At 46.4% G+C, this 23,001-nt stretch carries 29 protein-coding genes and 2 pseudogenes; 25 read left to right on the top strand and 6 right to left on the bottom strand.

Annotated elements, in window-relative coordinates; all coding sequences use genetic code 11:
* The first annotated feature begins 4 nt into the window (after window positions 1-4).
* The 16 genes from WDV75_RS11550 (at window position 5) to WDV75_RS11475 (ending at window position 14,231) form a co-directional block, all read left to right on the top strand.
* On the top strand, window positions 5-325 hold the full coding sequence (locus WDV75_RS11550; protein WP_273559922.1) for a phage head closure protein: 321 nt from the start codon (window positions 5-7) through the stop codon (window positions 323-325).
* Complete coding sequence (locus WDV75_RS11545) at window positions 322-771, top strand: HK97-gp10 family putative phage morphogenesis protein (RefSeq protein WP_273559920.1); 450 nt, start codon at window positions 322-324, stop codon at window positions 769-771. Before WDV75_RS11550 ends, WDV75_RS11545 begins: the two co-directional genes overlap by 4 nt.
* Window positions 768-1,103: a tail completion protein gp17 gene (gp17, locus tag WDV75_RS11540; protein ID WP_273559918.1), complete on the top strand. Its 336-nt coding sequence runs from the start codon at window positions 768-770 to the stop codon at window positions 1,101-1,103. The genes WDV75_RS11545 and gp17 overlap by 4 nt, the downstream gene beginning before the upstream one ends.
* Before the next feature lie 57 nt (window positions 1,104-1,160).
* Window positions 1,161-1,634, top strand: a complete 474-nt coding sequence (locus WDV75_RS11535) for a phage tail tube protein (RefSeq protein WP_273559916.1) — start codon at window positions 1,161-1,163, stop codon at window positions 1,632-1,634.
* 4 nt (window positions 1,635-1,638) lie between these two features.
* Window positions 1,639-2,052, top strand: coding sequence for a phage tail assembly chaperone (locus WDV75_RS11530; protein ID WP_273559914.1), 414 nt, complete (start codon window positions 1,639-1,641; stop codon window positions 2,050-2,052).
* Window positions 2,052-2,330, top strand: coding sequence for a phage tail assembly protein T (locus WDV75_RS11525; RefSeq protein WP_273559957.1), 279 nt, complete (start codon window positions 2,052-2,054; stop codon window positions 2,328-2,330). The genes WDV75_RS11530 and WDV75_RS11525 overlap by 1 nt, the downstream gene beginning before the upstream one ends.
* A 9-nt stretch (window positions 2,331-2,339) precedes the next feature.
* Window positions 2,340-5,663, top strand: a complete 3,324-nt coding sequence (locus WDV75_RS11520) for a tape measure protein (RefSeq protein ID WP_273559912.1) — start codon at window positions 2,340-2,342, stop codon at window positions 5,661-5,663.
* Window positions 5,663-5,995 (top strand): phage tail protein, encoded by a 333-nt coding sequence (locus WDV75_RS11515; RefSeq protein ID WP_273559910.1) that lies wholly within the window; start codon window positions 5,663-5,665, stop codon window positions 5,993-5,995. Before WDV75_RS11520 ends, WDV75_RS11515 begins: the two co-directional genes overlap by 1 nt.
* A 5-nt stretch (window positions 5,996-6,000) precedes the next feature.
* A complete protein-coding gene (locus WDV75_RS11510) occupies window positions 6,001-6,753 on the top strand; it encodes a phage minor tail protein L (RefSeq protein WP_420497528.1) in 753 nt (250 codons plus the stop codon).
* Window positions 6,754-6,755: 2 nt separating this feature from the next.
* Complete coding sequence (locus WDV75_RS11505; RefSeq protein ID WP_273559906.1) at window positions 6,756-7,460, top strand: C40 family peptidase; 705 nt, start codon at window positions 6,756-6,758, stop codon at window positions 7,458-7,460.
* 64 nt (window positions 7,461-7,524) lie between these two features.
* Window positions 7,525-7,989, top strand: coding sequence for a YebO family protein (locus WDV75_RS11500; protein WP_273559904.1), 465 nt, complete (start codon window positions 7,525-7,527; stop codon window positions 7,987-7,989).
* Between the two features lie 54 nt (window positions 7,990-8,043).
* Window positions 8,044-8,778 (top strand): tail assembly protein, encoded by a 735-nt coding sequence (locus WDV75_RS11495; RefSeq protein WP_420497527.1) that lies wholly within the window; start codon window positions 8,044-8,046, stop codon window positions 8,776-8,778.
* Window positions 8,779-8,782: 4 nt separating this feature from the next.
* On the top strand, window positions 8,783-12,064 hold the full coding sequence (locus WDV75_RS11490) for a host specificity protein J (RefSeq protein WP_273559902.1): 3,282 nt from the start codon (window positions 8,783-8,785) through the stop codon (window positions 12,062-12,064).
* Complete coding sequence (locus WDV75_RS11485) at window positions 12,061-12,360, top strand: hypothetical protein (RefSeq protein WP_273559900.1); 300 nt, start codon at window positions 12,061-12,063, stop codon at window positions 12,358-12,360. Before WDV75_RS11490 ends, WDV75_RS11485 begins: the two co-directional genes overlap by 4 nt.
* 8 nt (window positions 12,361-12,368) lie before the next feature.
* Window positions 12,369-13,025 carry a hypothetical protein gene (locus tag WDV75_RS11480; RefSeq protein WP_273559898.1) on the top strand — a complete coding sequence of 219 codons (657 nt, stop codon included), beginning with the start codon at window positions 12,369-12,371 and terminating at the stop codon, window positions 13,023-13,025.
* Window positions 13,026-13,037: 12 nt separating this feature from the next.
* Window positions 13,038-14,231: a hypothetical protein gene (locus WDV75_RS11475; protein ID WP_273559896.1), complete on the top strand. Its 1,194-nt coding sequence runs from the start codon at window positions 13,038-13,040 to the stop codon at window positions 14,229-14,231.
* Between the two features lie 241 nt (window positions 14,232-14,472).
* Here the strand turns inward: WDV75_RS11475 and WDV75_RS11470 are convergent, their stop codons facing one another.
* From WDV75_RS11470 to WDV75_RS11460, 3 genes are all read right to left on the bottom strand, one after another.
* Window positions 14,473-14,598 (bottom strand): hypothetical protein, encoded by a 126-nt coding sequence (locus WDV75_RS11470; RefSeq protein WP_273559894.1) that lies wholly within the window; start codon window positions 14,596-14,598, stop codon window positions 14,473-14,475.
* Window positions 14,599-14,663: 65 nt separating this feature from the next.
* Complete coding sequence (locus tag WDV75_RS11465) at window positions 14,664-15,026, bottom strand: hypothetical protein (protein ID WP_273559892.1); 363 nt, start codon at window positions 15,024-15,026, stop codon at window positions 14,664-14,666.
* Window positions 15,027-15,679: 653 nt separating this feature from the next.
* Window positions 15,680-16,066: a hypothetical protein gene (locus WDV75_RS11460; RefSeq protein ID WP_273559890.1), complete on the bottom strand. Its 387-nt coding sequence runs from the start codon at window positions 16,064-16,066 to the stop codon at window positions 15,680-15,682.
* Window positions 16,067-16,491: 425 nt separating this feature from the next.
* Between WDV75_RS11460 and WDV75_RS11455 the strand changes: the two are divergent.
* The 3 genes and pseudogenes from WDV75_RS11455 to WDV75_RS11445 all read left to right on the top strand — a co-directional run bounded on the left by WDV75_RS11455 (window position 16,492) and on the right by WDV75_RS11445 (window position 17,920).
* Window positions 16,492-17,012: pseudogene (locus WDV75_RS11455) on the top strand (DUF1367 family protein).
* 16 nt (window positions 17,013-17,028) lie between these two features.
* The gene (locus tag WDV75_RS11450) at window positions 17,029-17,328 is read left to right on the top strand and encodes a Ref family recombination enhancement nuclease (protein ID WP_273559889.1); all 300 of its coding nucleotides are present in this window, start codon (window positions 17,029-17,031) and stop codon (window positions 17,326-17,328) included.
* Between the two features lie 34 nt (window positions 17,329-17,362).
* Window positions 17,363-17,920 carry a DUF1133 family protein gene (locus WDV75_RS11445; RefSeq protein WP_273559888.1) on the top strand — a complete coding sequence of 186 codons (558 nt, stop codon included), beginning with the start codon at window positions 17,363-17,365 and terminating at the stop codon, window positions 17,918-17,920.
* Window positions 17,921-18,071: 151 nt separating this feature from the next.
* Here WDV75_RS11445 and WDV75_RS11440 read toward each other — a convergent pair whose 3' ends face one another.
* Both WDV75_RS11440 and WDV75_RS11435 read right to left on the bottom strand, forming a co-directional pair.
* On the bottom strand, window positions 18,072-18,419 hold the full coding sequence (locus tag WDV75_RS11440; protein ID WP_273559887.1) for a type II toxin-antitoxin system RelE/ParE family toxin: 348 nt from the start codon (window positions 18,417-18,419) through the stop codon (window positions 18,072-18,074).
* Window positions 18,420-18,444: 25 nt separating this feature from the next.
* The gene (locus WDV75_RS11435) at window positions 18,445-18,672 is read right to left on the bottom strand and encodes a type II toxin-antitoxin system Phd/YefM family antitoxin (RefSeq protein ID WP_273559886.1); all 228 of its coding nucleotides are present in this window, start codon (window positions 18,670-18,672) and stop codon (window positions 18,445-18,447) included.
* Between the two features lie 366 nt (window positions 18,673-19,038).
* Here WDV75_RS11435 and WDV75_RS11430 point away from each other — a divergent pair.
* The 6 genes and pseudogenes from WDV75_RS11430 to lysC all read left to right on the top strand — a co-directional run.
* Window positions 19,039-19,302: pseudogene (locus WDV75_RS11430) on the top strand (site-specific DNA-methyltransferase); the annotation flags it as partial.
* Window positions 19,303-19,441: 139 nt separating this feature from the next.
* Window positions 19,442-20,209, top strand: coding sequence for a Thoeris anti-defense Tad2 family protein (locus tag WDV75_RS11425; RefSeq protein ID WP_273559885.1), 768 nt, complete (start codon window positions 19,442-19,444; stop codon window positions 20,207-20,209).
* 253 nt (window positions 20,210-20,462) lie between these two features.
* Complete coding sequence (locus WDV75_RS11420) at window positions 20,463-20,783, top strand: phage holin, lambda family (protein ID WP_420497526.1); 321 nt, start codon at window positions 20,463-20,465, stop codon at window positions 20,781-20,783.
* Window positions 20,783-21,178 carry a structural protein gene (locus tag WDV75_RS11415; RefSeq protein ID WP_273559883.1) on the top strand — a complete coding sequence of 132 codons (396 nt, stop codon included), beginning with the start codon at window positions 20,783-20,785 and terminating at the stop codon, window positions 21,176-21,178. Before WDV75_RS11420 ends, WDV75_RS11415 begins: the two co-directional genes overlap by 1 nt.
* On the top strand, window positions 21,175-21,567 hold the full coding sequence (locus tag WDV75_RS11410) for a hypothetical protein (protein WP_273559881.1): 393 nt from the start codon (window positions 21,175-21,177) through the stop codon (window positions 21,565-21,567). The genes WDV75_RS11415 and WDV75_RS11410 overlap by 4 nt, the downstream gene beginning before the upstream one ends.
* Complete coding sequence (lysC, locus tag WDV75_RS22130; protein ID WP_273559879.1) at window positions 21,455-21,718, top strand: Rz1-like lysis system protein LysC; 264 nt, start codon at window positions 21,455-21,457, stop codon at window positions 21,716-21,718. The genes WDV75_RS11410 and lysC overlap by 113 nt, the downstream gene beginning before the upstream one ends.
* 94 nt (window positions 21,719-21,812) lie before the next feature.
* On the opposite strand, the gene WDV75_RS11405 is transcribed toward lysC, so the two are convergent.
* Window positions 21,813-22,685 carry a hypothetical protein gene (locus WDV75_RS11405; RefSeq protein ID WP_273559878.1) on the bottom strand — a complete coding sequence of 291 codons (873 nt, stop codon included), beginning with the start codon at window positions 22,683-22,685 and terminating at the stop codon, window positions 21,813-21,815.
* Window positions 22,686-23,001 lie beyond the last annotated feature (316 nt).

Genomic DNA, 23,001 nt, shown 5'->3' with positions numbered 1-23,001 from the left:
GAATATGCAGGCAGGCAGATTACGCCATCGTATCCTGTTACAGAGCTTTACCCAGATCAAATTACCGTCAGGCCAGCGCAGGCAGGAATGGTACGATGTCGCCACGGTCTGGGCGGAGGTCAAACATATCAGCGGGCGGGAATTACTCGCTTCGGGGGCGGAGCTTTCAGAAACTACGGTACGAGTCTGGCTACGTTATCGACCCGATGTGACCAGTGCATTCCGTCTGGTGTTCAGGGGGCAGGTTTACGATATTCAGGCGGTCATTCCTGACCCGAAACGCACCCAGCTTGAGCTGTTATGCAAACAGGGGGTGAAACCATGAGTATTCATACGGATCTGGATTTTTCCGGCTTGCAGGCAATAGCGAAAGATTTGGAACTACTCAGCAAGGCCGAAAATAATCAGGTCCTGCGAAAAGCCACCTATGCAGCGGCGGGTGTTTTACGCGATGAAGCGCGGGTCAAAGCACCCAAGCGAACAGGCAAACTGGCGCGCAATATTGTCGCGTCCAATCGACGAACGCAAGACAGCACCGCATCCGCGGGGGTGTATGTCAGGGGTTCAAACGCTAAAGGCACCAACAGCGACCCTAAAATGAAGAAGAGCGACCCCCGTAATGCCTATTATTGGCGTTTTCTGGAGAACGGGACATCAAAAATGGCGCCGCAGCCGTTTATTCGTCCGGCGTTTGATGCGAAATCGGATGAAGCGGCGGAATTTGCAATGAAACGGTTGAATCAGGCGATTGATGAGGTGTTGTCAAAATGACCGAGGCTGACATTTTCCCATTGTTAGCGCCGATATTGCCGGAGAAAGTCTTTCCTTATGTTGCGCCGCAATCCGAACCGCCAGTTGTTCCACCGTGGTGTGTCTTTTCGCTCTATAGTCTCGATCAGGATGTGCTGAACGGGCAGGCGGAAAGCCTCACTAATTTGCAAATTGATGTTTATGCTAACACCATTGATGAGGCGCGAGGGATACGAAGCAAGGCGAGATCGGCTATTGCCGGACTCTACCCCACACAATTGAGCGAAACCCACAGCTACGAACCTGATACGAAATTGTACCGTGCCACACTGGAATGCCAGCTCTGGCAGTAACCCCACCGTTTTACCTCGCCGTCCATCGTGGGCGGTTTTTTATTTCTGGAGAATAGCATGTCAAGTAAGTACGAAAAAACCCAGGGCACGAAGGTGAGCATTTCGGCCAGTCCTGCTACTGAGGCTAACCCGGCTAATGCCGTCTGGCAGGCGATTGATTGCACCACCAAGGAGATCAGCTATACCGGCGGCCAAAAATCCGATATTGAGGTCACGACCCTCTGCTCCACTGAACAGGAAATGACGAACGGCCTCGCAGCCCTAGGGGAAATTACCCTGTCCGGCAACTGGTCAGTCGATGAGGCGGGGCAGAATACCTTGCGCAATGCCTACGATACCGACGAACTCCACGCGTTTAAGGTAGCGTTTCCCACAGGTAATGGTTACGCCTTTCTCGCTGAGGTACGCCAAAACTCATGGAGTGTCGCCACCAGTGGTGTAGTGACAGCGTCATTTACATTACGGCTAAAAGGCAAGCCGGTTCCCCTGAAACCCGTAGCGTCATTAACCAAAAACACCCCACAAGGATAAGATCATGGCAAAACAGAAAAAAATTGACCTGCGCGCGTTGGCATTGGCGCCGAATGCCGGCTTTCGCAGTAAAATCGTGACCGTACCGGAATGGGATGATGTGACAGTCACGTTGCGCGAACCCTCCGCGGGGGCATGGGGGTTGTGGCAGGATATCACGTCACCCAAAGAGGGGGAGGAAGACACCACCTTGTCCATTGCTGAGAAAACCCACCGTAATATCCGCGGTGATGTCGTGTTGTTTATTGATGTGTTGCGGGATGAGAACGGCGATCCGGTCTTTACCGAATCCGATATCGATACGGTGACAGGGATTTATGGTCCTGTCCATAGCCGTTTGTTACAGCAGGCACTGGAGCTCATGGTCTCACAGGCGGAGGCAGAAAAAAAGTCAACGACCCCGCCACCTTCTTCATGATGACACTGGCGCTGCGGCTCGGTAAAACCCTGCATGAACTGCAACGGGAGATGAGCGCCAGTGAGTTACTGTACTGGTTGGCGTATGACAAAGTCAACCCGATAGGGGATCGGCGCGGGGATATTCAGGCAGCGCAAATTGCGACAGCCGTGTACCAGTCACAAGGGGTCAAGGTTTCCCTGCCTGATATCCTGCTGCAATGGGGTGAACCCGAAGAAGACAACAACAATGCATCGGGGCTGGAAGCTTTCCTGTCTAACCTTTCTAACCTGTCTTGAGTAATTTCTATGGCAAAACTGCGTGAACTGATTATTAAAATTTCAGCGAATTCCAGTTCGTTTCAGGCTGAAATTGCCCGCGCCTCACGGATGGGGGCGGATTACTACCGAACAATGGAAAAGGGCGGGCGCGGGGCGGCGGCGGCCACCCGTGACAGCCAGCAGGCGCTACGGGAACTCAATAGCCAGCTGGCGTCGGTCAAGGCGTCAGCGGTCGGCATGACGGGCGCCTTTGCGGGGATGTTTGCTACCGGACAACTGATCAATCTGGCGGACAGTTACGACTCATTAAATGCCCGTATCAAGCTGGCCACTACCTCAGTGGAAGATTTTACCCACGCCAAGCAGGGTCTGTTGCAAATCAGCCAGTATACCGGTTCAACGTTTGAGTCCAATGCGGCTCTCTTTTCCCGTGTATCCAGTTCACTGCGTGAATATGGCTATACGACTCAGGATATTTTATCCCTGACGGATGCCTTAGCGACCGGATTACAGGTCTCCGGGGCAACCGCTGCCGAAACGTCATCCCTGATCGTCCAGTTATCCCAGGCGTTGGGGCGTGGTGTACTCCGGGGGCAGGATTTTAACTCCGTGGCGCAGTCCGGCCAGCGGATCATGAAAGCGCTGTCAGATGGATTAGGGGTAGCACAGAAGGACCTGAAAGAACTGGCGGATGCGGGTGAGCTGACCACGCCTAAGATTGTGCCCGCACTGGTTAGTCAGCTGGCCACCTTGCGTAACGAGTTTGATTCGATGCCGAACAGCGTGAGTGCGGCGTCAACACGGGTGATGAATGCCTTTCAGCAGTGGGTCGGCGAAACCAACCGGACCACCTCGGTGACAGCGACATTATCCGGAGTACTGGATGGAGTAGCGAAAAATATGGATACCGTTGCCGTGGCGGGCGGGGTACTGGTGGCCGTCGGTGCTGCCCGCTTCTTCGGCGGCATGGCCTCCGGCGCTGCGACAGCCACAGGTAACATTTGGAAAGCCTACCGCGCTGAGGTGGCACTTGCAGAGAGTCAGGTACGCGGCACCCAAGTATCGACAGCCAGAGCGAGAGCAGCAGTTTATCGGGCACAGCAGGCATTAGCAGCCGCAAAGAATACCGACATGCAGACGCGGGCGGAAGAGCGTCTGTCCCGAACACAGGCAACCCTGAAACGCAATATTGATGCCAGGGCAGCAGCACAGGACAGGCTGAATAGCGTCACCTCGCTGGGATCACGCGTGATGGGCGGTGCGCTGGGACTGATTGGCGGGCCTTTTGGTGCTGCGATGCTAGCTGGCTCTGCAATCTATTACCTTCACCAGAGTCAAGAGCAGGCCAAGCAATCCGCGCTGGAATTGGGGAAAAATACTGATCTGCTGGTTGAATCGTTGAAAACCATGAATTCGCTGGAGATTAAAAAGCGAATTTTTGATACCGAAGACCAAATAACTGGTCAGAACAAAGCCATAGAGGCACAAAAAAAGTTAGTCGAAACCCGAAAAATGGATATGGAGCGGGCGCGGATTGCGGCTGAAAAAGGGGTAAAAACCCTGTATTCCGCTTCGCCGGCTGAGCAGCTCACGGAGGCTATCCGGGTTTATAACAACGAATTGAATAACCTCGCTATTATGCAGGAGGGGTTAAGTAGCAAACAAAAAGAACTCAATATGTTACAGGCCAGCCAGACAGGTCTGTTGCGTGATAATTATGTGGAAATGCTCAGAACCAGCGATATTTTGCCAATGCTAACGCTGGCAGGCTCGGATTTTAATAAGGTGTTAGCGGCAGGTAACCGCCTGTTACAGGAACGGATGGCATTAACTCCGGTTCCCTTTGCCCTTCCGCAAGCCCCGCTGGACGACAAACAAGCGGATTTTTTGAAGAAATCGGCCCGTGACCTTGAACTTTCAAAGTTGCAGGGCGAGGCAAAAGTCAGACGACAGGCAGAATTTGCCGCTGAGGATCAGCGGTTAAATACGCCACAGCATCATGATAATTATCAAAAGTACATCAATAATACGATAACCGCATATCAAAATGGCGAAAAGGCTAAAGCTGCGCAGGCCGCCGCCGCTAAAGCCGCGAGTGAGGCCGCAAAAGCCGCCCGTGAAGCGGCGAGTGCACAGGAAAACTACCGCAACAAAGTTGCTGAATTGAACGCGCAGCTGGCCATAGAAGCCATCCGCCACAAGGAAGGTAACGTGGCGGCTGAGTTGTTTGCAGCCTCTCAGGGGAATGTCACCAAATTCACTCAGGAACAAAACCGCCATCTGAACCAGCTTAACCAGCGACTGACAGAGACCAAACAACGTTATCAGGACTTACAGGCTGCCGTAGAAGCCGATCCGTTCCGCAATGTCGCCAAAAGAACCAAGGAAGCTACAGAGCAGTTAAAGCGGCAGAATGCCCATGGTCAAATTGAGTCACCTGCCGAATACACGTACCGAAAAGGGGAGATATGGAAAGATGAAGTCAGGGGTAACGCAGATGCTAAGCAGTCCTATGCTGTTTCTGCTAAGGACGCCCTGCGGGGTGACGTTGATCCGGTACAGGATTTGGATAACCAACTGGCGCGCAAAAAAGCATTGTATGACACCTATGCGGAAACACAGGTTATCACTGAACAGCGCAAGAATGAACTGATCGCAGCAGCCGAAACGGAAAACAACACGAGACGCATTGAAGCAGCAAAACAGCTATTCTCTGCCCAAAGCGCCTATCACGCAATAGCGATCAATCTGTTTGATACTGTCAGTGAACGTATGAGCAACATGATTACCGGCATGTTAAACGGAACTAAGTCACTCAAAGAAGGTGTTTCCGAAATGTTCGCCTCGATGGCACAAAGCGTTGTGCAGAGTTTGATGAAAATCGCGGCGAATAAGGCGTTTGAAATGCTGGCATCTTCATTCGGTGGCGGCGGTGGTGGAATGTTCAGTGGTTTTGCTTCCATGTTCACCAAGAACGCCAAAGGCGGCGTTTATAACTCACCTAGCCTCAGCGCTTACAGTAACCATGTTGTCAGCAGCCCGACATTGTTTGCTTTTGCTAAAGGTGCAGGACTGATGGGCGAGGCGGGTCCAGAGGCGATTATGCCCCTTAAGCGCAGTGCGGATGGTTCACTCGGTGTTCGGGCTATTTTCCCCACTGAAAATAGGGGAGGTGCGCCGAATATTCAGGTTTATATCACGGACGGGAAAACCGAAAGCGCCTCATCCAAAGGAGACAGCGAGGCCTTCGGAAGGCGATTTGCTCAGGCTGTAGCCCAAGTTTATTACACTGAGCGGGATCGGGATTTGCGACAAGGCGGGGCAATCAACAAGGCAATAAGGGGGCGATAATGGAAACGTTTAAATGGGTGCCACGCGTTAACGCCAGCTCCAACGTTGAATTTGCTATCCGAAAAGCGAAATTCGGCGATGGTTATGAACAGGTTTCTGGCGCGGGGATTAACCCCAAATCGATGAGATGGAACGTTGATTTTGTCGGTAATGAAAAATACATCACTGAAATTATCGCATTTCTTGACCGACATACAGGTCATCAGTCATTCATCTGGACGCCGCCACTGGCGAATAAGGGATTATTCCGGTGTGAAAGCTATAAATATCAAGCTATTGACTACAAAACCTACTCCCTTTCAACTGAATTCATTGAGGCGCACGCGCCATAGGGGCAATCATGTTTACTGCTGACGTACAAAAGCTGGACGCTGGGAATATTGTCCGGTTCTATGAGATTGACGGAACAAAATTCGGTGCCGATGTGCTCCGTTTTCATGCGCATGGTATGCCCGTGACGCCCGAAGAGATTGAAGCCGCAGAGGAGAAGGGCAGTCAGCCGCAGCCAAAATCCCTCTGGTGGCAAGGTAAAGAGTATGATCCGTGGCCTGTCCAGATAGAGGGGTTGGAAATGTCCACGGATGGACAGGCTACCCACCCTCGCTTATCCGTCGCCAATGTTGAGGGAACGGTCACTGCGCTATGCTTGCAATTTGATGACATGGTTCAGGCGAAAATCATCATCCATGATACCTTTATGCATTATCTGGATGCTAAAAATTTTATGGAGGGAAATCCCACGGCTGATCCACAGCAAGAACGCCAGTTAATGTTCTATGTGAATAGAAAGATATCCGAGACGGACACTGTAATTGTTTTTGAACTGGCAAGCCCGGCATCACTGGATGGCCTGATTATTCCCACCCGACAAATTCACGGTGTGTGCACATGGTGCGCGCGCGGTTGGTATCGCACAGGTAAGGGTTGTGATTATGCCGGAACGAAATATTTTGATATCGACAACAACCCGACGGATGACCCAAGTAAAGATCGGTGCCCCGGAACCGTGATTGCCTGTAAGTTGCGTCACGGTGAGGACAATGAGCTGCCATTCGGTGGATTCCCCGCCTCCTCTCTCATCAGGAGATAACTATGCGCGATAAAACGCTGGCATCGGTATTTGAGCACGCTAAAACTGAATATCCCAACGAATGCTGCGGCGTGGTGGCTCAGAAGGGTCGCGTAGAAAAATATTTCCCTTGCAAAAACCTAGCGCCTAATCCTGCCGAGCAGTTCCAGTTAGACGCCGGCGATTATCTGGCCGTATCAATCTGGGGCACGATCACCGGTATCGTTCATAGTCACCCGGACGCTACCACCCTGCCTAGTGATCTGGATGAGGCGCAATGCGATTTCACCGAATTACCGTGGCATATTGTTAGTTGGCCAGAGGGTGATTTCAGGACTATTTACCCGCGCGGTGAATTGCCGCTGGTGGGACGCCCGTTCGTGTTGGGGATTTACGATTGCTACGGTCTCATTATGAGCTATTACCGCCAACAATGCGGCATTGAACTCCCCGACTACCGGGTCAATTATCCGTGGTGGGAGCAAGGCAAAAACCTGTACATGGAAAATTTTGAGAAAGCCGGATTCATCGAAGTTACAGGCGATCCACAGACGGGCGATGTGGTACTGATGCAGGTTCAGGCCGATGTACCCAATCATGCCGGAATTTTACTGGACGGTAATTTATTGCTTCATCATCTTTACGGGCAGTTGAGCCAGAAAGTGCCGTATGGTGGGTATTGGAAAGATCGCACGATTCTTGTGTTACATTATAATAAATGGGAGTGATTTCATTTTTGTTTTTCGAATGATAAATTTATTTTTTTGCATATAAAATCAATCGAGGATATCTATGTACAACAGTTATTATGATTCAGCATCTTCACTATCAGGCGCTTTTTTCATTTTAATCATAATCGTATTGATTGGACTTGCAATTAATTTTTTCATAATACGATATGCAAGTAGAGCCAATGAATTACTGGATGTTCAGAAAAAATTACTACAAGAATTAAGAATTCAAACTGCATTATTATCTGGTGATAAAGGGAATATAGAAATAAGTTCAATACACTTAGATAGAGTGCGGAAATTACAATCTACCGATATACTGGAAATGGGAGGTCCTGTAGTACGGTATAAAGTGGAAGATATAGCAAACCTATATAATAACCTCATGATAGAAGTTGAAGCTAAAAACTTATCTATTTTGTCAGCAAAAAAAGCATTCCAAGTTGAAATAGATAGAATATCCTCTGGATTAAATGAACCTCAAAAAACATTTTTTCTGAACGTCTACAGAGAAAATATCAAATAAGCATTATTCAATAATATGACAACCCTCTTCGGAGGGTTTTTTTATGAGGTCATTATGACTTATACAGATCCCCCGCTTCGTACTATCCGGCTTCATGGCGTCCTTGCTGCCAAATTCGGCACAACATTTGAATACGCGGCCAGAGACGCTCCGCACGCTATCAGAGCCATGAGCAAACTCATTGTTGGTTTCGAAGAATTTATGCTTAATGCCCACAAGCAGGGTTTTACATTTTCGGTCATTGTGGGCGGTAGAAGCTACCGTAAAGAAGAACTGGATATGACCAAGGGCAACGAAGATATTCATATTATGCCGCTGATCGCCGGTAGTAAGCGCGGCGGGCTGTTTAACGTTGTGTTGGGTATCGCCCTGATAGCCGTCGCATGGTGGAACCCGCTAGGCTGGCAGGCTGCGTCATTTATCGGGATGTCAGGGGCAGCGATGGCCATGGGTGGTGTCTCTCAAATGCTGGCACCTCAGCCACCGGGATTAGGGATGCGTGAGTCACCGGACAATAAACCTTCTTATGCGTTCGGCAGTCCGGTTAATACAACTGCTCAGGGCAACCCCGTTCCCATTCTCTATGGTTCGCGCGAGATCGGCGGGGCTATTATCTCTGCTGGTGTCTACACCGAAGACCAGTATCAAACCGAGCAAATTGAGAGGCAGCGAAAATACAATTTTGGCGAGATCCTGACAGGAAAACCATACGAAGACTGGAAAGCCGAAGAGGAACGAAGAAAAGACCGAGAGTGGCGTAAAAAAGAGGAAGAGCAGAGGAGGGGCTAACACGATGATTGAGCATAATCATAATATAGAGGGCGCAAAGGGTGGTGGCGGTGGTGGACATACACCTTACGAAATGCCCGATAACATACAGTCCAACGCAAAAGCTAGGATACTATTAGCACTGGGTGAGGGTGAATTTGTTAGTGATCTAACTGCAAAAGACATCTATCTGGACGGTACTCCATTACAAAGCGACAATGGAATGAACTTTGAGGGCGTTAAATGGGAATTTCGCCCCGGCACACAACATCAATCCTATATCAAAGGTATGCCTGCGGCTGAAAATGAAATTCGTATTAACACAGAAATAAAGGACATCACACCCTGGACAAAATATATTTCTAATACGAAATTGTCAGCCGTTCGTGTTCGTCTAGGTTGGCCTGCATTGAGAATGCAGAAAGATAACGGTGATACAGTAGGATATCGCATTGATTACGCCATTGAATTATCGACCGATGGCGGCAGTTACCAGACTATTTTTGATACCCATATCGATGCCAAAACCACAACATTGTATGAGCGCTCATATCGCATTAACCTGCCTGATGCAAAAACAGGCTGGACTGTTCGGGTGGTCAGAAAAACAGCGAGCAGCACCAGTGAACGAACCATCGATAAAATGAACCTTATGGCGTTCACTGAAATTATTGACGCCAAATTACGTTACCCTAATACCGCGTTACTGTATGTTGAATTCGATGCCAGGCTATTCAATGGCAATGTCCCCCTAATTTCATGCAAGCCAAAAGGGCGCATTATTCGCGTGCCGTCCAATTACGATCCAGTTAACCGAACTTACAGCGGTATCTGGAATGGAACATTTAAATGGGCGCACAGCAATAATCCGGCGTGGGTTCTGTACGACCTATTATTGAATGATTTGTGTGGTCTTGGTGACAAAATCGACAAGACGCAAATCGATGAAACCGAGCTGTATCGTGTGGCGCAATATTGCGATCAACCCGTCCCTGATGGGAAAGGGGGGCACGAGCCACGGTTTACCTGCGATGTCTACATTCAGTCACGCGAAGAGGCGCATAAGGTGCTGACCGACATTGGCGCAATATTTCGTGGTTCGGTTTACTGGGGCGCAAATCAGTTTGTTGCCATGGCGGATATGCCAGACGACATTAAATATATTTTTACTCAGGCCAGCGTTATCAATGGCGATTTTGTCTACAGCAGTGGCGGCGAACGTAACCGGAGCACTGTTGCAATGGTGAGCTGGTCAAATCCAGACAATCATTACAATGATGAGGTCGAGGTTGTTTCAGATGATAATTTAATACGGCGTTATGGTATCAACCAAATTGATATCGCCGCCATTGGCTGTACCCGCCAAAGTGAGGCACAACGCCGGGGGAAATGGGCAATTCTGACCAATTCACGCGACACTATGATTTCATTCCGCGTGGGTCTGGATGGTCAGATCCCCATGCCTGGCCAAATTATCGGTGTGGCGCATAAAAATAGGGCTGGGCGTGTTATCGGCGGTCGTATTCGGTCGGCTGCTGGACGTAACATCATACTGGACAGAAAACCTGATGCGCATCCAGGTGATCGTTTATTGGTTAATTTACTGACAGGAAAAACAGAAGGCCGGACGGTTCAGGAGGTTAATGGCAATATCGTGACGGTCACGACCACCTACAGTGAAATACCACAGGCTGAGGCAGGTTGGGCGGTGGATGCTAATGATTTATTCATTCAACAATATCGCGTCGTCGGCATCAAGGACAATAATGATGGTACATTCGAAATTAACGGTCTTTACCATGACCCTGACAAGTATGCCCGTATCGACACGGGGGCGCGGATTGACGAACGCCCCATCTCTATCATCCCGGCGAGTGTTCAGCAGCCGTCAAAATCGGTCAATATTGAAAGTTTTTCTTTTGTTCAGCAGGGAATTTCGACTACGACTGTACGAATCTCATGGGAACCAGCAGAAGGCGCAGTCGCTTATATAGGTGAGTGGCGCAGGGATAGCGGTAACTGGATTTCTATCCCCCGCTCCGCGTCGTTGGGTTTTGAAATACCTAACGCTTATTCAGGAAGGTATCAAGCTCGCATTAAGGCGATTAATTCCTTTGATATACCGAGTCTATTCACATCTTCTGAGGAGGTGAATATCACGGGTAAACAAGGCAACCCACCAACACCACTGGCATTCAAAACAACACCGATTATCTTCGGTATCCAGCTTGATTGGGGCTTCGCCGCCCAGACCGATGACACATTAAAAACCGAAATCCAATACAGCCGGACGAATGACGGCGAGGGATTGATGCTGCTGGCAGACATTCCCTATCCGCAACGCACGCATACTATGCAGGGACTGGCGGCAGGGGTGGCATTTTGGTTTCGTGCCCGTCTGGTGGATAAATCGGGCAATCAATCCCCATGGACGGAGTTTGTCAGGGGGGAATCGTCCGATGATGCCAGTTGGATTATTGATGCAGCCGGCGAGCAGTTTATGACCGCCGAAGCCGGAAAACGCCTGCAATCGCAACTGGACTATCAGGCTGAGGCTGCGTTGATTAACGGAGCGGCCAATCAAGAAAATGCCTATCAAATTATGGTGAAGGATGGGGAAAACAAGGCAGAAATCAGACGACTGGATCGGGTGTTTGCTGACTCACAAACGGCATGGGCGCAACAAATCACTGAGGTAAAAGCGGAGATACAGAACGATATTAAAGCTTCTGTACTAGAGAACGAAAAGGCTATTACGAAATTAGATTTAGCTCAGGCCGAGAGTGAGCGGCGCACGCAGGCTCAATTCAAAGAACAGTCCGCTGTGATTAGTAGCAAAATGCAGGCGGAATTTAGCCAGAATGCCGGTTACGCCATCCACAGTATTAATATCACCATTAACCGCAATGGGACAAAATATAACGCGGGTGGCATGGTGATTAGCGGTGAATTCAAGAATGGTAGTCTGGAATCATATATCGGATTTTCTGCTAATAACTTTGCGTTCTATAACCCCCTCAATGGCAGGATGGAACCGTTTATGGTGGTTAAAAATGGTCAGTTGTTTGTCCGTGATGCGTTTATTGACATGGCGAATATCAGGCAACTCTTGGTTGGACTGGATATTAAATCCACAAATTACATTCCCAATCAGCGGGGTTTTCGGTTTGATGCCTCGACAGGGGCGTTTGATTTTAATGACATGCGTTTCCGGGCAGGGTTACGCTGGGCGAATGGGGCGATTGCCTGTTATGACCAAAACGGACGGGTCAGGGCGGCAATGGGGTATATAGGACAATTTCGATGAGTGATTATGGTTTTGGGGTGTGGGATGAGCAGGGGCGGCAGCGTAATACAGGCATCCGCCCTTTTCTTTATGCGGGATTTATGAAACTGAGCAGCGGACAGACAACGGGCGCACTGATGGTTCCCAGAGAGCCGATGAATGAAGGGTTGAGGCTCTCTTATGTGTTTATGTGCACGCAAACGGGGGAATGGCCGAATGCCAAACGCCAGTTTTTGGTGAGAGACAACCAAATCATTATTTCAACTGGGCGTCAGGCAGCTGCTGAGGGCTGGCTGATTGCGTATTACACGGCGTGAGGGGATATATGGACTGGGGCGCATTTTTAACAACGAATGAAGGGGTGCCGTGGTGGACACCCAAAACGACACCGCTTTCTTTTGTCAGGAAAATATCGGTCACCGTTGGCCGATGGTATGAACACGTAGACACCCATATTAACACAACACAGCCGTGCATGGCGTTTATGTGCGCCCATGCGGAGAGTGCATGGGATGCCCCCTATGGTGAACTCATCAGCGGAAAAGACCACTGGAATATTGAGTTGTCAGCGCCGGAATCCCGCAAATCGGCGTTGTGTGACATTTACCTTTTTACCCTAGTTTATCCGCAGCCCGTCCCTGACTGGGGGATTGCTGTCTGGGATGAGAACGGAAAATGCGTTATGACCAGTGATACAAACCCGCTGGCGATTGCGGGGGAATACAATGCCAACCAGCAGATGATATTGCGGGGGAAGAAAGCCCTATTGATGCAAAGAACGGGCTGGATTAGTTCGAGTATCGATCCCCCAGAAGAAGGCTACTCCAGACTGCAATATAGAGACACCTCTTTTTCGGCCTTTTTCAACGGCCAATCCACACAATTCATTCCGGCAGCAGTATCAGGTGCGACCTCTTGGATTATTGAGGTCAGGGTAGAAGACTTCACCAGCCCTTATATTGACTGTTCGCTCTACGATTAACAGGAACACATTATGCTTTATAAACAAGGCACAATCAGCACCGTGTCCGGCTCGGCTATTGTCCGCGGCACGGGCACCAAATTTATCTCGAACATTAACGGCGTTGCGCCTGGACAGATTATATTAATCCGGTCTGGTGACAACAATTTAATCCACATGATTCAGGCGGTGAACTCCGATACCGAACTGGTACTGGCTGATAATGTTGCTGTCACCCTGAATAACGTGAAATACCAGATTCAGGTTACCGTTCCTGATTCTGTTTCGGATGGCGTCCGGCATATTGTGGCCAACACCACCTACATCACTCAATTCCTCCAGAACATGGACAAATGGATGTCACAGAATGGTGTGGTTGATGTGACATTACCGAATGGTCAAGCCATATCATTGCAATCGATACGGGCATTGCAGGCGGCGATGCTGGATAAGAACAAAAACGGCGCAGATATTCCAAATAAATCTGAGTTTGTGAAAAACCTCGGTTTACGGGATACGGTAAATAGAGCCGCAAATGCAGTGATGATGGATTTGTCTAATGGCGGAGTACAAAAAATCAAGAGCGCCCTTGAAATAGAAAATTCGGTTGTAGCCATTGGTGAAATTACCTGCATGGATGGTCGAAATGTCATGATGATAAAAACTAAAGATGGCGGCCCACACATTGCGTATAGCTGGGGGGTTTCTCAGTGGTATAGCATTGCTTTTCCCAGAGCCAGCGGGACGGCATTATCGCTGGGAGGGAATTGTTGGGTTGACGGTGGTGGGTTTATTAAAACAGCCTCCCCCATCATCCAAATCCACCCCGATGGCAAGTTTACCACCAACGACGAATCCGAGGGCGCGACCGTCACTAAACTCGGCATCGGTCATTATCAAATATCCGGTGTGCTGGGCTATAACGCTGACGGGGCATGGGGTGTCCATGGCGGTATCAGCGTACCTCGCGATGTAAATGGCAATGAATTGGTGTATGTCGAGGACAAAGTGCGGCCAGATGGCACCATTGATATCAAAGTGACGCACCGACAAAACGCCCATATGCCTGCGAGACTACAAAACCGGCGCATGAAATCCGTGGACGAACAATTGTATTACGCCGATGATGAACCCTGCGACATCCCCGAAGGCTGTCGATTAGATGTCCGTGTTCAGATGCCAGCTAATTCGGTGTGGAATGTGAGGCAAGGGGAGGTGGGGACGTGATGGGAAAAGCCCTCGTGAAGAGGGCTTTATTATATTTAAATCAAGCTGCTTTTAGAGTGGTATCAAGATCCTTATCCAACTGACGGTTTAGATACTTAACTTTATTAACACATGACTCCATCTTATCAAGTAGCTCGAAAATTCTCTTAAAATCGTATTGTTTTGTCATATTAATATCCTTATGATATATGAATATATTTATAAATTTAATTACATTTTTATGAATAGAGTAAAAGAGGAGTTAAGCGGCCTTTTGAAGGCTAGCATAAAGAGTTAGATCTATTTTTTGCCCCAGAGCCTCAGCCTGAGTGAGTAATTTATCTATCTCATTTAGACTTCTCATAATTTCTATCATGTTTATTTTCATGAATTATCTCCAATTTAATAGTTACGTTAGTTATTGAATCCAATAAGCACTATTCGTTTTAAAAATCATTTGAACTCTTGGCATATGAAGGGTTTTCTATCCAAAATTTCTACGATTTTCTGGAGTTCATCTGCGTTATTATCTTCAATTGCATCAGCCATTTTGTGCATTAAATCAATGTATTCATCTAAAACAGTAGCATCATAATTAAGTCCAAGTGTATCTGCTACTGAGCGCATAACTTTTTGAACATCACTTAATATATTGGCTCTTTCTTTAAATGTAGGGCTTTCCTGTTTTAGCAGCGCCGTATTCAAAGCCAGTAACTTACTTTGTGCTAGAGCCTTAACGACGATTTGTAAGACTCTGTTGTAATGAGATTCAAATATAGCTATATAATATGCACGCTCTTTTTGCATTTCGGTCACAAATTATACTCCATATATAATACTTAACAATGTATTTTACAAGGTACGCATGGTAAATAATCTTTACCTAAATTTTAGGTGTGATAGAGGTTAAATAAAATCAGGGTTGCAATAATTCATTGATTTACATTAAATATTTTCTATCCAGCGCGTGGAAGTTGACATTTAAATCCATAAATTAAAAAATAATCATTTAACCTATATTAAACTTAAAACCTACCTCTCTTTATGCCCCAACGTTCAGAATCACTGCTATCATCCTATTGAAATAATGCTATTAAGCATCACTTCGCACCTGTACAGGGCATCATACACTACATTATTTTTATTGATATTTGATAGGTGATTGTCTGATTTTTGAGATAACTACCATAATTAATTCACACAGAACGCAATAAAAAATATATTTCAGTTTAAGACTGTATTTTATGGTTATTATTGATGGGATTGACATAATAAACCCGCAGGAAGTTGTGGGTTGAGTAATTTCGCTATCTATCTATTTCTTCAAAAAATGGGAAAAATCAATCAGTTAAATAAAGGAGAGAATTACCCCCTTTTAACTCCTTGATTTCCTTAATTTCTGTCCCTGTGCGGGAATTAAATATAATCAACGACTTAGATAAAGGCGGGATTTCTCACCTTTTAACCCGTTACTCACTGATCATGCGGTAGGTATATTTCTTGTCCGTGTATCCCTCTAACAGCCGATCAAATTCACGCAAAGCTTCAGCTTTTGACAACCCGCGGCGATACACCTGCCAGCGTCCGTTTGTGCCTTTGCGTTCTTGTACCTGCCAGGTTCCCGGCTCATTATTTATCGTGACGGATAACGATAATTCAGACTCTAAAAACTGGATGCGTGCCTGTGCTTTCTTAAGCTGTTCGCGTAGTTCTTCGATAACAGCAGATTCTGAAGAAGTGATACCCCCTCGTGCTTTGCGTCTGGCGCGATATCGTTTTGCCCGCTCCGCATCGGTTAAGGCATGACCTGTGCGCGGTCTGCCCCGACCTCGTTTTTGTTCTGTCATGTCATTCATGGTCGACCCCTCCGGTATATGTTTGCCATTATTCGTGACTCATCACGATAATTATTATAAGTGACGCGTCACGATAAATAAAGGTCATTGATTCTTCCGTTTCAAACGGAGGCGTGAATAACTATAGGAATTCCTTTAGTTTAAGGGGGCTTATTGCCGTGGTCCTCAGTTTGGCTCTCCAATCGGCGAAATTTTTCGCTAATGGGATTTGAAAGCCCATTTATGTTAAAGGGCGGATTTCTGCCCTGTAGTAGCTCATCCTCACCTATAACCCTAAACTTTCCCTATCTAACGAGCAAAAAATCCATTTTTATGTACTGCATTATGTACGCGTCTTGTTTGTACATGAGTGTGTACATATATGGTTTTATTGGGGTGTTTATTATTTTTAATTATTTGTTTTTATTTTTATTTTGTATAATTAGATTCATTTCAAAGTGAAATGTGGCGATGTGCTGTATGCGGATTTCAAGAAAGCCCGTAACCCGCGTTTCCACCGCAAATATTTTGCCCTGTTGAATCTTGGGTTCGAATACTGGGAACCCACGGGTGGCACGATCTCCCCCGAAGAAAAAGCCCTTGTGCGCGGCTATGTCCAATTTCTGGCCCACTTCGCCGGCAGTCAGGATGCCTTACAATCGGCGGCTGATGAATACCTGTCTGGCCTGTCGAAAAACCGAGCTCATAACATCACCGCCACCAAATCCTTTGATGCCTTCCGGCGCTGGGTCACGGTGGAAGCCGGGCATTACGACACCTATGAAATGCCTAATGGCAGCCTGCACCGGGAACCCCGCTCTGTCAGTTTTGCCAAAATGGATGAACTGGAATTTCAGGCACTCTATAAAGCCACACTGAATGTGCTGTGGAACTTCATCTTGTACCGCAACTTCCCAACCCGTGATGCCGCCGAAAATCGGCTGCACAGTTGTTTGATTTTGCGTGAGGAGGAGGCAAGACCAATGACCAACAGTGAAAAACAGTGGCTGTCGGATGTGGCCTCTTTAGGTTGTATTTGTTGCCGTAATCTGGGGTTGGGGGCGTCGCAGTCAGAAATCCATCATGTACGAGCTGGGCAGGGAATGGCACAGCGAGCCGATCACTTCTCCGTGCTGCCGTTATGTCCCCGCCACCATCGGGCCTGTTATCCCACAGGATTCCATGCGGCACCGAAAACATGGCAGACGACTCATGGGACAGAAATTGAATTATTAGCACAGGTTAAAAGGGAAGTAGAAGAGGTACGGCTATGTCGGGTGTGAATATATCAAGCAAGATGAAGGCAAGGGGCGCAGAATGATTTATCCGGTAACATGTGGAAAAGGTGACGAATATCTGAGATTGCGTACCCTTGAAAGTGTTTGGATTCAAGGACGGTTGAAAATGTGGGGACGTTGGTCTGTATTTAGTCAGTCACCTCAAGCAGCAGGTATATTTTCCCGATTACTGGCTGATACTGTTATCACCAAAAGATCTCTTCAAGCAGCCCTTAAAAAAATAGAACAGGCAGGAATATCTAAACAAGATCTCTTATTATTTTTTGAAGAAATGAAAGAAAAGCAAGCAATCAGCAGTCTGATGTTCTGTACAGACACGGAAGGTTTAAAAATGAATTATGTTATTGGACAAGTATTTAAAAATGACAAAGGGCTTTTGAATATTATTAAGGAACGGTATTGCTATAAGAAATCAAAATATAAGATAGCGGTTGAAATGAATAAAAGGCATCCTGAAATATCATTAAGAACTTGCCAAAACCGTGTTAATGCTTGGTTAGGGGTAGCTGAGTTTATGCTTTACCGGCCAATGTGTGATGAATTCGAAAGAAATTATCATTACTCGAATAAAGTTTGACTTTTTTGCCGAAGAAGTTAATATTTTCATATACGCTTCGCGAAGCTATACCCGCAAGCAGCGAAATGCAGAAAAGAACCCGCCTAAGATGCGGGTTTTTTGATATGTAATATCATGTTTTACTTTTAATAGTATTAGCATCTAATCCGATTTAAATGTGGTACTCAATCATGCGTTTTAGAAGTAATGCCTGTATATCTTGTCTTTGATGCAGAACGACGTGTACTACTACATCAGTTTCTGAATCGACTGTGTAAAGGATTCTATATCCGTTTTTTGTACTACATTCACGATATTCCATCACACCGACTTTACTTAACTGAAGAGAAATCGGGCAAGATAATGGAAAAATGCTGACTTTACTTTCGAATTCTGAAATCAGATCGTTAACTATAGGTAAGGGATCAATATCTTTAGACCGTAAAAAATTTGCAATATCTTTAAGGCTATATTTTGCGGTATCAGTGTATTTTATTGTTACAGTTGTATCTTCAGGCACTTTTCCTCCTAGTTATTGATAAGTATCAAATACTTTCCAACAACTGGTCACGCGAGTGTAGCTTTCCTGACTGTTTGTCTTTTTGAGATATCGCCAGCAATTTTAGTAACGCGATAGCATCGTCTCGCTGTTTGCGATCCTCAAATGATTCAATAACGTAAGCAGGTAGGCCATTCTGGGTAACCAGTATTGGCTCCGATAGTTCAAGCATAGCGGCATGCTTTTTTATATAACTTATTGTTTCTATTTTCATTTAATTACTCCTATTGTAAGAAAGAATCTTACAAAGTTATTGACGAAGAGTTACCGCTTTTACGTTTGCATTGGCTAATAACGATAGGCTTCATTCAAACTCATTGACGAAGAGTCGCCGTTTTTGCATTTGCTGACAGTAAGCTTCGTGCTGACATTAAGAAGATGTCAGATACGTTCGGCACTTAAGCCGCTTTGTGATTTCAAATATTGTCTAATTTTAATTCCAAATTCCGCTTTGGAGTCCGTTAGTAACGGATGAAGACTAAATTTAGACTATATTTAGTTCTTTTGCAAGGTGTTAGTAAAAAACACTACTTAGATTTTTCACGTCAGTATAAAGAATTATGACAGGAATATGATTCATGTAACTTATACCGATGTCTGGCATTTTGTTCCTGTGCAGTATTATCCCGGCAAACACCCCTGCGAAAAGCCGGCTGACCTGATGGCACATATTATCCAGTCCAGCAGCCGTGAAGGGGATATGGTCGCCGATTTCTTTATGGGTTCTGGGGCAACACTGAAAGCGGCTTTGAAGTTGAATCGTCGCGTGTTGGGTGTTGAACTGGAAAAAGCGCGGTTTAAGCAGACGGAGCAAGAGATCAACTTAGAGTTGACCACTCAATAAGGCACCATCGTCTATCAAATTTTATGCCTATCGATAGGGAAGATATCGTTGAGATAAAAATTTGGCTTAAATAAAATTTCTGGTTATTTAGCAGCGGAATGAAATGGCCTTTATTAATTCATCGTTAAATGAGGTGCTTATGTCTGAAGTTAATAATCCAGAAAAGCAGTGCAAAATTATTCCCGCACAATACAAGATTAACACGGTAACCGCGCCTGTCGGCTCTTGTCCGTGGGCGATCATACAGGTGTACCTGGGAAATAAATTACACCGCAGTGATTGGGATGCGCCGGGTGAACACATGCGTCTGACGTCTCAATCATCAGTTGATGAACCTGTTTATATAGAAAAGAGCAATAAGCATGGTGAATGGTTTCCTTGGCAGCCCACCCCCGATGACCTGATGGCATGTGACTGGCATCTGGTGAACTCAGGGGTAAAACCACAGCCTGCTGATTGTATGCTGAGCTTTGATCTTGCAGTGGATACGGGATCTTTTTCTAACAAAGATCAAATGTGGGGATACCTGGCTGACGCTGAATTTGAACCTGCTGGTGAACATCTAGGTCCTTTCGGTACATTGATTAACCTCCAAAATAAAACAATTATCACAAAATTCTCGTTGTTCGTATGGGATGGGTTAAACCAGAAAATCTTTATCCGAGTTTCTTCGGATAATAATCAAGACGGTTATCAGAAGCTGGTGGATTTATTTAAGAAAAGCCTCACGATAACGGTGGACGGCGTCGCTTATCAATTGGGTGGCAGTATCGACAGCCATTTATTTGGTAAGCACGAATACGAGTTTATTGGCGAGTATGATAACAGTGATGCCAAAAAGTTAGGTAGTCTATTGCAACAACCAAATGCAGGCAATCCGCTTCCTTACTGTTTCAACTGGAAATAACTCGCCTCAATTTACACGTTGAGTTTTGGGCTGCGCTTCATTTGGCGTAGCCTTTTTTATCGCCACTTTCCGTTTTTGCTCCCTCATTTGAGGGGGAAATAAGAAGTGGCCATCAATTCATTAATCGAATTTGCCACCGCAATCACTCACAGAACCTCAGTATCGCTATTGCGGCTGGCAACCCACTTACTACAACTCACAGGGGCGAACCTATTTCACCCCACGGACGCCCATTATTCTAATGGGGTGGAATATGAAGATGAAAGAAAATCCTGATTTATGGGCTGATATGTTAAATGGCCTAAAAAACTCGTGGCCGCAAATATCCGGCTCAATGTTGGCAATAGCGATTTGTTATGGCCGACTAATTTACGACGGTGTGGAACGTAAGAACCGCTGGGTAGAGGCGCTGCTTTGTGGTGCCTTGTCATGGAGTGTATCCAGTGGTCTGGAGATGTTTGGCATTCCTATCAATTTTGCACCGGCTATCGGGGGCGCCGTTGGTTTTATTGGTGTTGAGAAAATACGCGAGTTTGCCATTCGTGCGATTAACAAACGGTTGGGAGATAAATAGTGAGCAGAGGCATTCGCAATCATAATCCGGGTAATATCCGCCGCGGGAATATATGGTGGGGGCTGTGCAGTAGGCAGACAGATAAATCATTCTGTCAGTTTATTGCACCGGAATATGGCATACGGGCGATGATCGTTATCATCCGCAATTACGAGCGTAAGTATGGCCTGAACACCATTCGACAAATCATTACCCGCTGGGCGCCACCGAGTGAGAATGATACCGAGAGTTACATATCCTATGTGAGTCGTTCAATTGGTATCGATAGTCGTGCAGTGATTGATGTTAACGATAAATCCATCATGACAGCATTAGTCAAAGCGATGATACAGATGGAGAACGGCCAGCAGCCTTATTCCGATGATGTTTTCGAACGGGCGTTTGAGTTGCTATGAAATGGCAATTGAAATTTGGCGTTGTGATTATAGGTATCGCGCTGATTAGTTATGCTGCACACTCCGTCTATTCGGTATATGCAGAAAACGGTCGGCTGGTGAGTGAAAATGAATCACTGACCCAGCAGAATCAACGCCAGCAGTTCATCACCGATAACGCCCACCACTCTATCAGGTTATTCAATGACATCTCACGCATTAATAGCGAAAACCGGCAGCGGTCAGCCGTGGATTCTGAGAAAACGCAGGCTGCCATCAAAACGGTTGTTGTCAATCATGATTGCGCCGCCCGCACTGTGCCTGATGGGGCTGTTAGCCGGTTGCAGCAGCACGCGAACCGAATACGTTCAGATTCCGCCAATACCGATTCCGGCGCATCTGCTCGCTGACTGTCAGCCGCCTGTAATACCGGACAAAATGACATGGGGTGACAGCCTGATTTTAAATGAGCGGTTATTAACGGTCATTGAGCAATGCAATTTGGATAAACATGCGATACGGGAAATTGAAGAGAGAACCTCACCACCCCAGAACAAATGATACTGGGGTGGCTGGAGAATGTTAGGGCACAGTGTGGGTGAATTTTGATATGTGCCTTATTGCCTATTTTTGTTGAAAGAGCATCCTCCTACATTTACATCCAAGATTCATCATCTTCGTCAAACCATCTCTTGTACTCTGCGTCTCTTTGAGAATAGCCTGATGGCTGAGAAGAAGTCGATGGTTGAGGTGAAGATGGCGTTTGCGGCCTAGATGGTGGCCTTGGAGCACCTCGTTGGTAGGCATAAGGATCAGGAGTTGAACTTCTTTGTGGTTGCGGATATGGAGCAGAACGTTGTGATGTTGAAGGAACTAGCCTCCTAACAGGACCACCAGACTGAGCTGTTTGTAAGAAATTAGAAGTCCCCGGCATACTTCCATCTTGATATGCCGTAATACGACTTTCCCGTATTGCTTGCTGTATATCTTGTTCATACTGTGGATTCGGAGGATTGTGAGCACTAAAAAAACCAGAAGACTCAACTTGAGGGCTTTTTGCTGGAGACGATCTAGGGCTACGATAATTCCTTAAACTGTCCCGGATATTTTGGTATTTACGCTTGTTTTCATCCAGCCTTTCTTTAAATAGGTTAAGGCTGCTACTTTCTTCAGGTGAGTAGCTAGGTAGTAGTATGTTTTGATATGCATGAATTGTTACATCATACCCCGGATGGTTGGTTAACCTGAATTCTAATTTTGCAACATTTGAGTTTATGTACCATGGATTGGTAGATTCGAATCCCAACTGCTCAAGGACATATGAATAAGAATTACTATTTCTTCTAAGATAACCCTTAGTCGTTAGCCTAGTTTTATCTGCGAAAGATGTTCTTGCATTTATATCGTCAAAACGAATAAGCAGTGTCTTTGTTCCATTGTGAGTAACTTCCTGTAACACAGGTGTACCACTGGGATTTCTATAACGCATTAATTCCTCAAAAACTTCATTAAATTTAGGAACGGACATAGACACCCCCAACAAAATTTATATATTTATCCCTTAGTATGCCTACTCCCCTCTAACAAACAAGCGAATAATGTTTAACAATTAGTTACTCACTGAAACTAAACCCAATATTTCTCTATCCATTCCCTGAGTGGCTACAGAAATAACTCATGCCGCCACCCGTTCCTATCGCACACGGCTGGTGGCATTTTTGTATCTAACGCGCATTCGTACGCGCACATCTAATCCAAGAGCCTTACAGAAAGTGATCCTGAGAAAACCGCTAATAGCGTAGTTGTCTCGGGGCGGCCTTTCTGTACGAACAGGTTCACTTTCT

Origin of the sequence: Xenorhabdus griffiniae (assembly GCF_037265215.1) — a bacterium.
Lineage (GTDB): Bacteria > Pseudomonadota > Gammaproteobacteria > Enterobacterales > Enterobacteriaceae > Xenorhabdus > Xenorhabdus griffiniae.
Note: the sequence above shows the minus strand (reverse complement) of the source record. Positions and strands in the feature narration are given on the sequence as shown.

Excerpts from the sequence above, each read along its gene's own strand:
- WDV75_RS11550 (WP_273559922.1), top strand. The coding sequence starts at position 5 with ATGCAGGCAGGCAGATTACGCCATCGTATCCTGTTACAGAGCTTTACC.
- WDV75_RS11545 (WP_273559920.1), top strand. The coding sequence starts at position 322 with ATGAGTATTCATACGGATCTGGATTTTTCCGGCTTGCAGGCAATAGCG.
- gp17 (WP_273559918.1), top strand. The coding sequence starts at position 768 with ATGACCGAGGCTGACATTTTCCCATTGTTAGCGCCGATATTGCCGGAG.
- WDV75_RS11535 (WP_273559916.1), top strand. The coding sequence starts at position 1,161 with ATGTCAAGTAAGTACGAAAAAACCCAGGGCACGAAGGTGAGCATTTCG.
- WDV75_RS11530 (WP_273559914.1), top strand. The coding sequence starts at position 1,639 with ATGGCAAAACAGAAAAAAATTGACCTGCGCGCGTTGGCATTGGCGCCG.
- WDV75_RS11525 (WP_273559957.1), top strand. The coding sequence starts at position 2,052 with ATGACACTGGCGCTGCGGCTCGGTAAAACCCTGCATGAACTGCAACGG.
- WDV75_RS11520 (WP_273559912.1), top strand. The coding sequence starts at position 2,340 with ATGGCAAAACTGCGTGAACTGATTATTAAAATTTCAGCGAATTCCAGT.
- WDV75_RS11515 (WP_273559910.1), top strand. The coding sequence starts at position 5,663 with ATGGAAACGTTTAAATGGGTGCCACGCGTTAACGCCAGCTCCAACGTT.
- WDV75_RS11505 (WP_273559906.1), top strand. The coding sequence starts at position 6,756 with ATGCGCGATAAAACGCTGGCATCGGTATTTGAGCACGCTAAAACTGAA.
- WDV75_RS11500 (WP_273559904.1), top strand. The coding sequence starts at position 7,525 with ATGTACAACAGTTATTATGATTCAGCATCTTCACTATCAGGCGCTTTT.
- WDV75_RS11495 (WP_420497527.1), top strand. The coding sequence starts at position 8,044 with ATGACTTATACAGATCCCCCGCTTCGTACTATCCGGCTTCATGGCGTC.
- WDV75_RS11490 (WP_273559902.1), top strand. The coding sequence starts at position 8,783 with ATGATTGAGCATAATCATAATATAGAGGGCGCAAAGGGTGGTGGCGGT.
- WDV75_RS11485 (WP_273559900.1), top strand. The coding sequence starts at position 12,061 with ATGAGTGATTATGGTTTTGGGGTGTGGGATGAGCAGGGGCGGCAGCGT.
- WDV75_RS11480 (WP_273559898.1), top strand. The coding sequence starts at position 12,369 with ATGGACTGGGGCGCATTTTTAACAACGAATGAAGGGGTGCCGTGGTGG.
- WDV75_RS11475 (WP_273559896.1), top strand. The coding sequence starts at position 13,038 with ATGCTTTATAAACAAGGCACAATCAGCACCGTGTCCGGCTCGGCTATT.
- WDV75_RS11470 (WP_273559894.1), bottom strand. The coding sequence starts at position 14,598 with ATGAAAATAAACATGATAGAAATTATGAGAAGTCTAAATGAGATAGAT.
- WDV75_RS11460 (WP_273559890.1), bottom strand. The coding sequence starts at position 16,066 with ATGAATGACATGACAGAACAAAAACGAGGTCGGGGCAGACCGCGCACA.
- WDV75_RS11450 (WP_273559889.1), top strand. The coding sequence starts at position 17,029 with ATGACCAACAGTGAAAAACAGTGGCTGTCGGATGTGGCCTCTTTAGGT.
- WDV75_RS11445 (WP_273559888.1), top strand. The coding sequence starts at position 17,363 with ATGATTTATCCGGTAACATGTGGAAAAGGTGACGAATATCTGAGATTG.
- WDV75_RS11435 (WP_273559886.1), bottom strand. The coding sequence starts at position 18,672 with ATGAAAATAGAAACAATAAGTTATATAAAAAAGCATGCCGCTATGCTT.
- WDV75_RS11425 (WP_273559885.1), top strand. The coding sequence starts at position 19,442 with ATGTCTGAAGTTAATAATCCAGAAAAGCAGTGCAAAATTATTCCCGCA.
- WDV75_RS11420 (WP_420497526.1), top strand. The coding sequence starts at position 20,463 with ATGAAGATGAAAGAAAATCCTGATTTATGGGCTGATATGTTAAATGGC.
- WDV75_RS11410 (WP_273559881.1), top strand. The coding sequence starts at position 21,175 with ATGAAATGGCAATTGAAATTTGGCGTTGTGATTATAGGTATCGCGCTG.
- lysC (WP_273559879.1), top strand. The coding sequence starts at position 21,455 with ATGATTGCGCCGCCCGCACTGTGCCTGATGGGGCTGTTAGCCGGTTGC.
- WDV75_RS11405 (WP_273559878.1), bottom strand. The coding sequence starts at position 22,685 with ATGTCCGTTCCTAAATTTAATGAAGTTTTTGAGGAATTAATGCGTTAT.